The 14196-nt window shown below is 33.2% G+C and carries 12 protein-coding genes and 1 riboswitch; of the genes, 11 read left to right on the top strand and 1 reads right to left on the bottom strand.

The window, feature by feature from the left end:
* Positions 1-143: 143 nt before the first annotated feature.
* Complete coding sequence (locus COL3_RS23665; RefSeq protein ID WP_008425412.1) at positions 144-1043, top strand: metallophosphoesterase family protein; 900 nt, start codon at positions 144-146, stop codon at positions 1041-1043.
* Positions 1044-1156: 113 nt separating this feature from the next.
* Here COL3_RS23665 and putP read toward each other — a convergent pair whose 3' ends face one another.
* The gene (putP, locus tag COL3_RS23660; RefSeq protein WP_008425411.1) at positions 1157-2632 is read right to left on the bottom strand and encodes a sodium/proline symporter PutP; all 1476 of its coding nucleotides are present in this window, start codon (positions 2630-2632) and stop codon (positions 1157-1159) included.
* Positions 2633-2888: 256 nt separating this feature from the next.
* On the opposite strand from putP, the gene COL3_RS23655 reads away from it, so the two are divergent.
* The 10 genes from COL3_RS23655 to COL3_RS23610 all read left to right on the top strand — a co-directional run bounded on the left by COL3_RS23655 (position 2889) and on the right by COL3_RS23610 (position 14101).
* A complete protein-coding gene (locus COL3_RS23655) occupies positions 2889-3176 on the top strand; it encodes a bacterial transcriptional activator domain-containing protein (RefSeq protein ID WP_143327562.1) in 288 nt (95 codons plus the stop codon).
* Positions 3177-3513: 337 nt separating this feature from the next.
* A complete protein-coding gene (locus COL3_RS23650) occupies positions 3514-3840 on the top strand; it encodes a P-II family nitrogen regulator (protein WP_008425409.1) in 327 nt (108 codons plus the stop codon).
* Between the two features lie 35 nt (positions 3841-3875).
* The gene (locus tag COL3_RS23645; RefSeq protein ID WP_008425408.1) at positions 3876-4226 is read left to right on the top strand and encodes a P-II family nitrogen regulator; all 351 of its coding nucleotides are present in this window, start codon (positions 3876-3878) and stop codon (positions 4224-4226) included.
* 62 nt (positions 4227-4288) lie between these two features.
* Positions 4289-5377 carry an ABC transporter substrate-binding protein gene (locus COL3_RS23640; protein ID WP_008425406.1) on the top strand — a complete coding sequence of 363 codons (1089 nt, stop codon included), beginning with the start codon at positions 4289-4291 and terminating at the stop codon, positions 5375-5377.
* Between the two features lie 14 nt (positions 5378-5391).
* Positions 5392-6183, top strand: coding sequence for an ABC transporter permease (locus tag COL3_RS23635; protein WP_008425404.1), 792 nt, complete (start codon positions 5392-5394; stop codon positions 6181-6183).
* A gap of 1 nt (position 6184) precedes the next feature.
* A complete protein-coding gene (locus COL3_RS23630; RefSeq protein ID WP_008425402.1) occupies positions 6185-7024 on the top strand; it encodes an ABC transporter ATP-binding protein in 840 nt (279 codons plus the stop codon).
* Positions 7025-7048: 24 nt separating this feature from the next.
* Positions 7049-7176: riboswitch (guanidine-I (ykkC/yxkD leader) on the top strand.
* 81 nt (positions 7177-7257) lie between these two features.
* Positions 7258-7971: an urea amidolyase associated protein UAAP1 gene (locus COL3_RS23625; protein WP_207655455.1), complete on the top strand. Its 714-nt coding sequence runs from the start codon at positions 7258-7260 to the stop codon at positions 7969-7971.
* 44 nt (positions 7972-8015) lie between these two features.
* A complete protein-coding gene (locus COL3_RS23620; RefSeq protein ID WP_008425398.1) occupies positions 8016-8666 on the top strand; it encodes an urea amidolyase associated protein UAAP2 in 651 nt (216 codons plus the stop codon).
* A gap of 42 nt (positions 8667-8708) precedes the next feature.
* Positions 8709-12317 (top strand): urea carboxylase, encoded by a 3609-nt coding sequence (uca, locus tag COL3_RS23615; RefSeq protein WP_008425396.1) that lies wholly within the window; start codon positions 8709-8711, stop codon positions 12315-12317.
* A gap of 62 nt (positions 12318-12379) precedes the next feature.
* On the top strand, positions 12380-14101 hold the full coding sequence (locus tag COL3_RS23610) for an allophanate hydrolase (RefSeq protein WP_008425395.1): 1722 nt from the start codon (positions 12380-12382) through the stop codon (positions 14099-14101).
* Positions 14102-14196: the final 95 nt, after the last annotated feature.

The raw sequence follows: 14196 nt of genomic DNA, 5'->3' as shown, positions 1-14196 counted from the left end.
TAACTGTAAACATATGCTTTTACTGTTAAAATACTCATTAACTTTACGCGCATGGTTGTTTATCTATATATGCATATACGGAAGAGTAGCAATTAAAGGGAAGCCCCATATAATGTACTATAAAAATTGCTAGGAGTTTATTCATGAAACCTAACCTCAAATTTGATGCTAATGGAAGTTTTAAAATTGTTCAGTTTACGGATTTACATGAAGGACCAGATAGAGATAAAGGCATAGAACTTATGAATAAAATATTAAAATACGAGAGACCTAATCTTGTTGTTTTAACTGGAGATAACATTGATGGAAAGTGCAAAAGTGTAGATGATATAAAAAAGGCTATTAACAATATAGCAAGGCCCATGGAAATTAGGAATATTCCGTGGGCTATAGTATTTGGTAACCATGATGATGAACATAAGGTTATGACAAAAAAAGAAATGATGCAGTTATATATGACCTATGAACATAATATTAGTCAAATAGGGTACAAAACTTTTAAACGAATTGGGAATTATAATTTGCTGATAAAAAGTTCAAAGGATAATATTCCTAAATTTAATATTTTTATGATGGACTCAGGAAAATATGCTCCTTTTTTTATAGGGGGATACGATTGGATTAAGTTTACACAGATATGTTGGTATGAAAGAACTGTTTTAAAGTTAAAGCGCAGGTATAAGAAGGTAATACCATCTCTTATGTTTTTTCATATACCATTGAAAAAATATAAGGAGGCTCGGGAAAGTGGGTTAATAGATGGGCAAAGACTCGAAGATGAATGTTGTGCTAAAGTTAACCTACGTCTTTTTGAAAAGCTTGTTAAAATGGGAGATGTAAAGGGAGTATTTGTGGGGCATGATCATTTAAATAGTTATAGTTCTGAATTAAAAGGGATAAAACTTGGTTATGCTGGCTATACCGGATATGGAGGATATGGACAGGATAATGTTCCGCGTGGTGCAAGAGTTTTTCTTATTAATGAATCAAATCCAGCTAATTTTAAAACATGGTTAAGGAGAGAGGGAGATAAGGAATTGTGATCTCGAAAATCTTAGGGTAATTATAATATAAATTATTATTAAAAGTCCATGCATAAATGGAGTGAGTTCCTATTTATGCATGGACTTAATTTTAACTTAAATCTTGTACTATCTTAGTTATTATCAGTTAATACCTTTTTCATTTCGGCAAACTGTTCATCAACAGAGTCATCAGGTTTGTTAGTTAAAAGACTAACAACAATAACTGATGCAAGTGATAGGAAGAATCCAGGAATCATTTCATATAAGAAGCCAGATAAACCTGATACAATCCATATGATAACTGTTAATCCACCAACGATCATTCCAGATAATGCTCCCCATTTAGTCATTCTCTTCCAATAAAGGCTTAGTAAAAGAACTGGACCAAAGGATGAACCAAAACCAGCCCATGCCTGTCCAACTATATTTAGAATAGTTTTATTTGGCATATATGCAAGAACTGTTGCAATAGCTGATACTACTAATACTGCTAATCTTCCTATTACCATTTGTTGTTTTTCAGTAGCCTTCTTATTAAAGAAGGCAAGGTAAAAATCTTTTGTAATTGAACTTGAACAAACTAAAAGCTGAGAGGAAATAGTACTCATTATAGCAGCAAGTACAGCAGATAATATTATTCCAGTTATAAATGGGTGGAATAATATATCCCCAAGGCGAAGGAAAACTGTTTCAGGATCAGCTAATGGACTATTATGATCAGTGAAATATACAAGTCCTATAATACCACTCACAACTGCTCCTAAAAGACCTATACTCATCCAGCCAATTCCGATTCTTCTTGCTGATTTTAATTCTTTAGCCGATTTAATTGCCATAAAACGTACAATAATATGTGGCTGCCCGAAATATCCAAGTCCCCAAGCTAAGAGACTGATAATGCTAGCTATACTAGTCCCTCTGAATAAATCAAATAATGCAGGATCTATATTTTTTACTTTGTTTACAAAGGTACCTGGATCAACACCAATATTCATATACGCTACAACTGGAACCGTAACTAAACAGATAAACATTAAAGTTCCTTGGAAAAAGTCTGTTAAACTTACTGCTAAAAATCCACCAAAGTATGTATAAAGAACAACAACAGATAAAGTTACAACTATGCCCATTGTATAAGTTAATTTATACGTATCAACAAATAACTTTCCTCCAGCTACAAGGCCTGATGAAACATAAAGAATAAAGAAAACAAGTATTACTATACCCGATACAAGTCTAAGTATATTAGATTTATCTTTAAAACGATTTTCTAAATAATCTGGAATTGTCATAGAATCATTTGCAACTTCTGTATAAACTCTAAATCTTGGAGCTAATAACAAATAGTTTAGATAAGCACCAACTGTAAGTCCAATTCCTATCCAAAGATTACAAATTCCTGTTGCATAAACAGCACCAGGTAATCCCATAAGCATCCAGCCGCTCATATCACTAGCTCCAGCAGAAAGTGCAGTAACTAGAGGACCAAGGCCTCTTCCTCCTATCATATAATCAGATAAGTTTGATGTTTTTCTATAAGAATAATAGCCTATAATAAGTAAAATAAGTAAGTACACTGCAATTGCAGCAAGAGACCAAAGTTTCATATTATTTTCCCCTTTCGATAATTAATTTTATAAATACATCATAAGTAATAAGCAGATAAAATACCTTTTTTATAAAAATGACGTTAATATTTTAACATATTATTGAAAAATCGACAATTGAATTTAAAAGTTTATAAAAAATATTAATATTAATTTAACGTTACAAGAATTTTATAAATTATATCCAGGCCAGCTTTTTGCAAATAAAGATTATTATTGAGCTGAAAAGCTTCAAGCTTACTATTCCAGACTATTTATAAACTTTGCAAAAACTTTAGTACAGAGGAGAATTATAGAGGGAAAAGATTTGACTATAACTTATCAAATGCTTGAATATGTAATTGAATTTAATTCCTGTAATGAAGATTTGAGAGAATTAGCAATTGAAATTTTACATAAAACAGAGGGAAAAAAAGCCTTGTTTGAATATTATCAAGAATTTGAAAGACAGCTTATGCAGCAAATTGGTGTAAAGCCTAGACAAAGTATTCAGGAATTATATATGAGATTAAATAAGAAAAAAGAAAAACATATAGTATATTGAGTTTTCAAGAAAAACTAACTAAAACAAAAATAAATTGTAAAAATAGTATTGACTATTAATAAATATTTAAATATAATTAAAACATAAAATTAATATATTAAAGAAACCTTCAGAGTTGCTGCCGAGTAGCTCTGTTATAGGATAAGAAATATTATATCGTTAGGCCATAGCAGATATAATAAATCTTATCCTTTTTATTTTACAATGTAGTAAATAATTTTTCTATTAGTTTAATGAAAAGTAAAAAAAATATCATTGTATTTAGCAAAGGCGCTATGATTTTAAATCTTTAAATCATAGTGCCTTTATTTTTTATATAACAAGGAGTGAAGAAATTATGAAAATGATAAAGGCAATAATTCGACCAGAGAAGGTAGCGGACGTGTTAGGTGGATTGACTAAAGAAGGAATTAATGCAGCAACAAGAATGAGCATTTTAGGAAGAGGAAAGCAACAAGGCTTAAAGGTAGCTGATGTTTACTATGATGAAATCCCAAAAGAAATGATAATGATTGTTGTAGAAGACAAAGATGAAGACAAGGTTGTAAAAATTATTACAGATGCAGCTAAGACAGGTAAAAAGGGTGCTTTTGGTGATGGAAAGATATTTATAACAGAAGTTCAAAGGTCAGTGACAATAAGTAATGGAAAAGAAGAGCTGTAAAAGATTAAATATGAAAGGGGTGGATTGTATTGAAGATGGTGGTAGCGATAATAAAGCCTAATATGTATTTTAAGACAAGGGAAGCCTTAAATAAAGAGGGATTTTCATCAATGAGTACAAAAGAGGTTTTGGGAAGAGGCAGACAAAAGATACATACAGAACTAAACATTAATAGTTCAGAAGATAAAGAGCATTATGACAACGAGATGTATGCAAAAAAAATGCTTGAAATTTATGTTAGAGACGAAGAAGTTGATACATTGATAGGTATCATAGTACGAGTCAATAGAACTAATAACTCAGGAGATGGAAAAATATTTGTCTGTCCAGTGGATAAGGCCATAAGAATAAGAACAGGCGAAAAAGATAATGAAGCATTAATGTAAGAAGAAATATAAAAATAGCAATGAGTGATCCTAAAAAATAATAAAATTGAGGGGGAATAACAATGAAATTAATAAAGAAAGCTATATCAATAATAATTTTATCTGTTTTATCATTAAGTATTTTAGCAGGCTGTGGTGGTTCCAAAACAACTAATGAAACTGCATCAAATGCTACAGCTACAAGTTCTAATAAAAAAATAAAGATAGGTGTAAGTGAATATCCAGGGTGGATGCCATGGTATATAGCACAAGGAGAAGATTTCTTTAAGAAAAATGGAGTTGATGTTGAACTAGTTTGGTTCCCAGTATATAGTGATTCAATACAAGCCTTTAATAGTGGGAATTTAGATATGTTAGCTGTTGCATTATCAGATACAATAGCTCCATATTTAAAAGGAACAGATTTTAAAATAGTACTTTCAAATGATAACTCAGCTGGAGCAGATGCTCTTGTAGCTAAACCAGAATATAGCAATATAAAAGATTTAAAAGGAAAAACTGTTGCAACTGAATTTGGAACAATTGAACACTTTTTTCTACTAAAAGCTCTTGAAAAAGAAGGCATGAAAGAAAGCGATATAAATTTGGTTAATATGAGCGTAGATGACGCGGGAGCAGCACTTATTTCTGGATCTGTAGATGCTGCAGCTCTATGGGAACCAGCTACAGGACTTGCAAAAGCACGTGGTAATAAGGTTCTATATAGTTCAGAAGAAACTCCAGGATTAATTCCAAATCTTTTAATAGCTAAAGGGGATATGATTAAAAACAATCCAGATCAAGTGGAAGCAGTAGTTAACTCATACTTCGATTCATTAAACTTTTACTCAAAGAATCCAGACAAATCCCTAGCTTATATGGCAAAGCAATGTGGAATCAGTTCAGAGGAAATGGCAGGGTCAATGAGCGGATCTAAGTTATTTTCAATTAATGATAATATAGAAGCTATGACTCAAAAAGCTGAAAACATGAAATATATACCTTATGCAGCACTTGAAACTTCAAAATTCTTAAAGAATGTAAATATGATTGATAGAGTGCCAACAATGGAAGAGTTGGAAGGAATGATAGATCCTTCGTTTATAAAAAAGATCTCTGAAAAGAGACAATCTGAGCCAGCTCCAGAGACTAAGGCACAATCAAATAAATAAGGTTGGTGGTTGTAGTGAAAAAACTACTATTAATAAGAAAAAACTTAGATAAAAGGACGTATCTGTTAATTGCAGCAATATCATTTGTAATATTATTTGGTGGATGGACAATCTTAAGTGTACTTGGATTAGTAAACAAATCATTCTTACCTACTCCAATGGCGGTAATACAAGCTTTTATTAATACAATGAAAGATGGAACGCTTTTTGGAGATATGTATATAAGTGTATTTAGAATATTTATGGGATTTATTATAGCTGTAATTATTGGAGTACCACTTGGAATTTTAACTGGGACTTTTAAATCCTGTGAAGCTTTTATACAGCCAGTTACAGAATTTATAAGATATATGCCTGTACCAGCTTTCATACCATTAATAATGGTATGGACTGGTATAGGAGAAACAGCAAAGATTACAGTAATATTTATAGGAACATTATTTCAATTGATCCCTATGGTTGCAGATAATATAAGATCTGTTCAAGATGATTTAGTGAATGCAGGTTATACTCTAGGAGCAAATAAAAAACAAGTTATTTTCAAAATATTAATTCCAGGTATGATGCCTAAATTAATGGATACCTTAAGAATGATGATGGGATGGGCTTGGACATATTTAGTAGTTGCTGAAATTGTTGCAGCAAATTCAGGACTTGGATACAGCATATTAAAAGCTCAACGTTTCTTAAAGACAGATGTAATATTCATGGGGATATTAGTAATTGGAATATTAGGACTTATTACAGATAGAACCTTCGCATGGATAAATAAGAAATTATTTAAATGGGCGGAAGGAGGTATTTAGTATGGCACTTTTCACAAAGAAAAACAAAGAGTTATCTGAGCATAAGGATAATCAAAAAATAGAGGCTAGAATGGCGACTAGTACCATTTATGCAGAAAATATCACGAAAATATATGAAAGTAAAAAGGGACAAACCTTAGCAATTGATAATGTAAGCTTTGATATCCAACAAAATGAATTTGTAAGCATAGTTGGTCCATCAGGCTGCGGTAAGTCAACTCTCTTAAGAATGATTGCAGGATTAGATGAACCAAGTTCAGGAAAAATAATGCTTAATGATAAGGTTCTTGAGGGTCCTGGAGCAGATAGAGGCATGGTTTTTCAAGGCTATACATTATTTCCTTGGATGACTGTTGAAGATAATATAGCTTTTGGACTTAAGCTTAAAAAGAAGCCTAAAGCAGAAATTGATGAAATTGTAAGTAAGTATTTAGAATTAATAGAGCTTACTCAATTTAGAAAAAGTTATCCAAAGGAACTTTCAGGGGGAATGAAGCAAAGAGTTGCTATTGCAAGAGCTCTTGCTAACAGCCCGGAAGTTTTATTGATGGACGAGCCTTTTGGAGCATTAGATCCACAAACTAAGGCATCTATGCAGCTACTTATGCGTGAGATTTGGCAAGTTGAGAGGCCTACAGTTATTTTCATTACACATGATATCGAGGAAGCAGTTTTCTTATCCAAAAGGGTTTATGTAATGTCTGCAAGACCAGGAAAAATAAAAGAAGAAGTTCCAATCTATTTGCCTTATGAACGCAAGTTGGAATTAAAGGATACACAAGAGTTCATAGAGTTGCGTAGGAAGGTAGACAGGATCCTTCATGGTAAGGAAGAAGAATAATTTCCAAGGAAATATAAAATTAGATAAAAAGTTTTTTAGGGTTCCGCTATTTAAAGCATATTTGGGATATAGCATGCAAATATGTCTGATTTAGGGCTGGTCCGAGAAAAAACGGCAGGAATGCTACACGGAAGGATAAAAGCCTGGGAGATAACTATATTTGTGTTATCTTCTATTTTTTTATTCAAAATAGGGTTAATTATACAAAATAAGGACTTATGGAGCAAGGAGGAATAGTTATGTTATTTACTAAAACAATTAATAAAGGTGCAAAATGGTCAGCGAATATAGGAAAAGGGAAGTTAATGAAATTCACTGCTTTAGAAGATGGAGCAAATATATCATTATTAATATACAATTCAAAGGATTTAACTGAAAGATATAATATGCCGGATACCTTAAAGGAGCAACACACATCTCATTTAACTAAGGGAAATGTCTTAATGAGCGATAATGGCAGAGTTTTAGCTAGCATAGTGGAAGATACTTTAGGATGGCATGATACAATTTGTGGATATATAACAAAGGAAGAGGTTGAAAATAAGTATGGGAAAACTACGTATCAAGAGCTTAGAAATGACTGGCTTAGAAATGGAGAAGAGAATTTTGCAATAGAGCTTGTGAGAAATGGTTTAGGATTACGTGATTTAGCCCCAGGTGTAAATTTATTTTCAAAAGTTTATTGTGATGAAAATGGAAATATGAATTATTGCAAGGAACATTGCAAGAAAGGTGACAGCATAACATTGCGTACAGAAATGGATGTATTAATTATATTATCTAATACACCAAATCCTTTAGATGAAAGTAAAGAATATCCCTCAGTTCCGGTAAAACTTGAAATTTCAGAAGCAGAGCCAGTTAAAGAAGATGATTACTGTGTTAATTATAGGCCGGAAAATAAAAGAGCTTTTGAAAATACATGGGAATATTATGCATTGCTTTAATTGATGTGCAAATTATATAGCAAAAATGAGAGGAGTTAAAAATTATGATAGGTTTTAATATAGTTGAAAGTAATAGAAAAGTTGAAGATGCAGTTTATAATAAAACAGTGCTTGCTGGAGATGGCTGGTTATATAAATTAAAAAAAGGAGAAGTACTGAGAATAGTTGACGTAGAGGGAAATCAAGCAGCAGATACCTTATTCTTTGATTCAGATAATATAAATGATCATTATAGTGCAACAGCAACTATAGTTAAACAAAAAAATATATACCTTTCTACTGGAAGTGTTTTAAGAGCGGAGTCAGGAAAAGAACTTCTAACAATAGTAGCTGATACCTGTGGAAAGCATGATACCCTTGGAGGCTCATGTTCAGCTCAAAGCAATACAGTGCGTTATGCTCATGAAAAACTAGATATGCATAATTGCAGGGACACTTATATGAATGAATTATCAAAAACTAATGGAGAATACGGAAAAAGAGATTTAGCACCTAATATCAATTTCTTTATGAATGTGCCAGTGACTTCAGAAGGCGGTTTAGAATTTGCAGATGGGGTTTCAGCTCCAGGATATTATGTGGAAATGAAAGCAGAATGTAATGTGACAGTACTTTTAAGCAACTGCCCTCAGTTAAATAATCCATGTAATGCTTATAATCCAACTCCAGTAAGAGTTTTAATTTGGGATAAGTAGATATTTGAATATGACTTATATAAGATAATTGGGGGGACTAATATGTTTAAGAAAGTATTAATTGCAAACAGAGGAGCTATAGCAGTTAGAATAGAGAGAACTTTAAAGAAATTAGGTATAAAGTCTGTAGCAGTTTACACAGAAGCTGATCAAGACAGCTTGCACGTTGATAATGCAGATGAAACAGTTTTAATAGGAAAAGGAGTAGCAAAGGATAGTTATCTAAATGCAGAGTTGATTTTAGAAAAAGCTTTAGAATTAGGTGTAGAAGCTATTCATCCTGGCTATGGATTTTTAAGTGAAAACTCTGATTTTGCTAGAAAATGTGCAGAGAAAGGAATTACATTTATAGGACCAACGCCAGAACAAATGGATACCTTTGGTTTGAAACATCTAGCAAGAGAAATAGCAAAGAAATCAAATGTTCCATTATTAGAAGGAACAGGATTATTAAATTCTAAGGAAGAAGCATTAAAGGCAGCTAATGAAGTTGGATATCCAGTAATACTAAAGAGTACTGCTGGTGGCGGCGGAATAGGAATGAAAATATGCAGAGATAAAAATGAATTAGAAGCTGCTTATGATGGAGTAAAATATTTAGCTGGAGCAAACTTTAAAAATGAAGGCTTATTCCTAGAAAAGTATATTGAAAGAGCCCGTCATGTTGAAGTTCAAATTTTTGGAAATAAATTTGGAGAGGTTGTAGCATTAGGAGAAAGAGATTGTTCCATTCAAAGAAGAAATCAAAAGGTTGTTGAAGAAAGTCCGGCACCTAATCTGCCAAATGAAGTTAGAGAAAAAATGTTTGAAGCAGCTATAAGACTTGCCAAAGAAGCAAAATATCAAAGTGCTGGAACAGTAGAATTTTTATATGATGAAAAAGAAGAAAAGTTCTATTTCTTAGAAGTAAATACAAGACTTCAAGTAGAGCACGGTATTACTGAAGAAGTATTTGGAGTTGATCTTGTTGAATGGATGGTAAGAGAAGCAGCTGACGAGTTAAAAGATTTAGAAGCATTAGTTAAAAAGCCTCAAGGGCATAGTATAGAGGTACGTATTTATGCTGAAGACTGCTATCATGATTTTCGTCCAAGTGCAGGTAAAATAGATAAAGTTAAATTTTCTGAAAATGCTAGAAATGAGAATTGGATAAGGGATGAGATAGTAATTAGTTCTTTTTATGACCCTATGATGGCAAAAGTAATAGTTCATGGAAATAATAGAGATGAAGCAATAGAAAAACTTAAAAATGCATTAGATGAAACTCGTATTTATGGAATAACCACAAATATTGAATATGTAAGTGCACTTTTAGATGAAAAGGAATATAAAGAAGGTAATATTTATACAGCATTACTTAATGATTTTAAGCCAAAAGAAAGTGCTATTGAAGTAATAGACGGAGGACTTCAAACAACAGTGCAAGACTTCCCAGGAAGGATAGGATATTGGGGAGTTGGAGTGCCACCTTGTGGTCCTATGGATCCATATTCTTTTAGAATAGGTAATAAGATTTTAGGCAATAGTGATGATGCGAGCGGCCTTGAATTGACCTTAAAAGGTGGGGAGTATTTATTTAGAGATGATATGTGCTTCTGCATTACTGGTGCTAATATGAAGCCAACTTTAGACGAAGTTGAAATACCAATGTACACGGCTATTTATGCAAAAGCTGGACAAATTCTAAGATTCCAATCAACCAGTGAAGGAATGAGAGCATATCTTTTGGTTGAAGGCGGTTTTGATATGCCTAAGATTCTTGGAAGCTCAGCTACATTTACCCTTGGTGGATTTGGGGGGCATGGAGGAAGGGCTCTAAGAAGCGGTGATGTCCTTAGAGTTAATAAATTAGACAAACCAAATAATAAATATGAAATGATAGATAAATTTAAAGAAAACATGACAAATGTGTGGGAGATTGGAGTGATTCCAGGACCACATTCATCTAGAGAGTTCTTATCAGAAGAGTATTTGAAGAATCTTACCAGCAAAGAATTAGAAGTACATTTTAATAGTTCAAGAACTGGAGTAAGACTTATAGGCGATGTTCCAACATGGACTAGAGAGGATGGAGGTGAAGCAGGACTTCATCCGTCAAATATTCATGATAATGCTTATGCGGTTGGAAGTTTAGACTTAACAGGAGATATGGCTATTCTTTTAGGACCAGATGGTCCAAGCCTTGGAGGCTTTGTATGTCCAGTGACTGTAGCAAGCGCAGAATATTGGAAGGTAGGGCAGCTGCATCCAGGTGATAAGGTTAAATTTAAAGCAATAACTTTAGAAGAAGCAACAAAGCTTACAGAGATTCAAGAAGATAAGCTAAAGGCTATAACTGAAAGAAAAGAAGTTGATTTTGAGTTTGATCTAACAGATAAAAATGAAACAAATGGAGAGTATCCAATTTTATTTAAGCAAGAAGAAAACAGAGATTTTTTAATGACTATAAGATGTGCTGGAGATGAAAATCTTCTTGTGGAATATGGAGAAATGGAATTAGATTTAATGCTTCGTTTCCAAGTTCATATTCTTATGGAAGCTCTTGAAAAACAAGATATAATTCCTATTAAGAATTTAACACCAGGAATACGATCACTTCAAATAAATATTGATAGCAGTAAGATAACTGTAAAGGAAGCCTTAAAGAAAGTTATAGAAACTGAAAATAATCTTCCGCCATTACATTCAATTACTGTACCATCAAGAATAGTAAACCTGCCTCTTTCATGGGATGATCCAGCTACAAGGCTTGCCATTGAAAGATATCAAAAAAATGTTAGACCTGATGCACCTTGGTGCCCAAGTAATCTAGAATTTATAAGAAGAATAAACGGCTTAGATACAATTGAGGATGTTAAGGAAATTGTTTTTAATGCTAATTATCTTGTACTTGGTCTTGGTGATGTTTATTTAGGAGCACCAGTTGCAACGCCTACAGATCCTAGGCATAGACTTGTAACTACAAAATACAATCCAGCACGTACATGGACACCAGAAAATGCAGTAGGTATTGGTGGAGCATATATGTGTGTTTACGGAATGGAAGGTCCGGGAGGATATCAATTTGTAGGGCGTACTATTCAAATGTGGAATAAGGTTCGTGAAACAAATAGCTTTAAAAAGGGAAAACCATGGCTTCTAAATTTCTTTGACCAAATAAGATTTTATCCTGTAGAAGCTGATGAATTATTAAAACTTAGAGAAGATTTTTTAAGAGGCCGTTTTGAACCTAAAATAGAAGAAACTACTTTTGATTTAGGAAAGTATATGGAATTCTTAAAAGAAATCGAAGATAGTGCTAAGGTATTTAAAAAGCATCAGCAAAAATCTTTTAATGAGGAAAGAGAGAGATGGAAAAAGCTGGGTCTTGCTGAGTATATTTCAGAAAACAATAATGCAGAAGAAAATAGCGATGAGAAGGTTCCAGAAGACAGAGTGGGTATATATTCCCAAATGCATGCTAGTGTATGGAAGGTATTAGTTAAACCTGGAGACGTAGTTAAAAAAGGTGATAACATAATAATTGAAGAAAGCATGAAGATGGAAATAAATATAGTATCTACCTGCGATGGAGTTATAGATAAAGTTTATATTGACTCTGGAGAAGAGGTTCAGCCTGGACAAGTTCTTGTAAGTATAGAAGAAAGATAAGAAAGGAGATGTAATGGGTATTTAGGCTTAAATAGTAAGATATCCATTACTGAATATAAGTTATGAATAAAGTAGTATATCCAAAAAAGTTATCAATAAACTGGCTTAAGAAAATGTATGCTAAAAATAAAATTTCTCCTGAAGAGGTTGTTTTAGAAATTATCGATAGGGCTAATAGGGATAAGGAAATGAATATTTGGATTACCTCCCCAAGCTTTGAAAATATAAAACCTTATATAGATCAATTAAAGAGTACAAAGCCAAATTCATTACCACTATGGGGGATTCCCTTTGCAATAAAGGATAATATTGATTTAGAAAATATCGAAACCACTGCAGGATGCCCAGAGTATGCATATACTCCAAGGGAAAGTGCAGAAGTAGTAAAAAAATTAATAGAGGCAGGAGCAATTCCCGTTGGAAAGGCTAACTTAGATCAATTCGCTACAGGATTAGTTGGCACAAGAAGCCCCTATGGTGAAGTTCATAATGCATTAAATCCAGAACTTATAAGCGGAGGTTCAAGTTCAGGATCAGCAGTGAGTGTTGCTCGCGGACAAGCTGCCTTTGCGCTTGGAACAGATACAGCAGGATCAGGTCGTGTACCAGCATTATTAAATGATCTTGTAGGATTTAAACCTTCATTTGGAGCATGGTCAACAAAAGGATTAGTGAAAGCTTGTGCTAGTTTAGACTGTATTACAGTATTTTCAGTAAACTTGGATGAAGCTGTTATGGTTGATGCTGTGGTTCGTGGATTCATAGAGGAAGATCCTTGGTCAAAGGAAATACCCAAACCAGTATCAAGATTACCTAAAAAAATATGTTTGCCCAATAAAACACCAGAGTTTTATGGTCCATATGGCAGAGAGTATGAAAAGGCATGGCATGAATCTGTTGAAAAGATAAAGGAATTAAATATACCTGTAGAGTATATTGATTACCATATGTTTTCAGAAGCAGCAGCTATATTATATGAAGGGCCATGGGTTGCTGAAAGGTGGAAAGATCTTGGAGATTTCGTAAAAGAAAATCCAGATAAGGTGTTTCCAGTAACTAAGACAATCCTTGAAGGTGGTGGAGATCCAAAATTTGATGCAGTGTCTGTATTTAAAGCAATCCATAGATTACAAGAATTAAAAGCAAAAACTAAAGTTATATTAAAAGATGCTGTTCTTATAATGCCTACAGCTGGTGGAACATGGACTAGAGATCAAGTAAGGGAAAATCCAATTGCTGCAAATAGCGATATGGGTAAATACACAAATCATTGTAACCTTCTAGATTTAAGTGCAGTTGCGATTCCATCAGGATATGCAGCTAAGGATGTTCCTTTTGGAATAACAATCTTCTCTCTTTCAGATGCAGAGGGGTTATTAATTGGACTAGGCAGGGAGCTTAAAGAAGAAAAAATTACTGTTGCAGTTTGTGGATTACATATGCAAGGATATCCATTAGAAGTTCAGATGATTGAATGTGGCAGCAAATATATAAAAACCTGTAAAACTGCTGACAAGTATAAGTTATTTAAATTAAATACAAATCCAGCTAAACCAGGTCTTATAAAGGTAGAAAATGGAGGCGGTGCTGTAGAAGTTGAACTTTGGGAAATGCCGTTAGATAAATTCGGTTATTTTACTTCATTAATACCATCACCTTTAGGTATTGGGAAAGTTCAGTTAGAAGATGGCAGTGAAGTCTGCGGATTCATATGTGAAGAATACGGGAAATATGATGCAGAAAACATTACTGAGAGCGGTGGATGGAGATATATAAATAACTAAATTTAAGCTATACTTATGTGGTAGCTTACCGAAATAATTAATATTTTTATTACGAAAAGCTATGAAAATATCGCTGAAGGCTCTAAGTTGCAGGT

The sequence above is a fragment of the Clostridium sp. LS genome (assembly GCF_002760435.1).
GTDB lineage: Bacteria > Bacillota > Clostridia > Clostridiales > Clostridiaceae > Clostridium.
The sequence above is the reverse complement of the archived record's forward strand: the minus strand, read 5'-3'. Positions and strand labels throughout refer to the sequence as shown.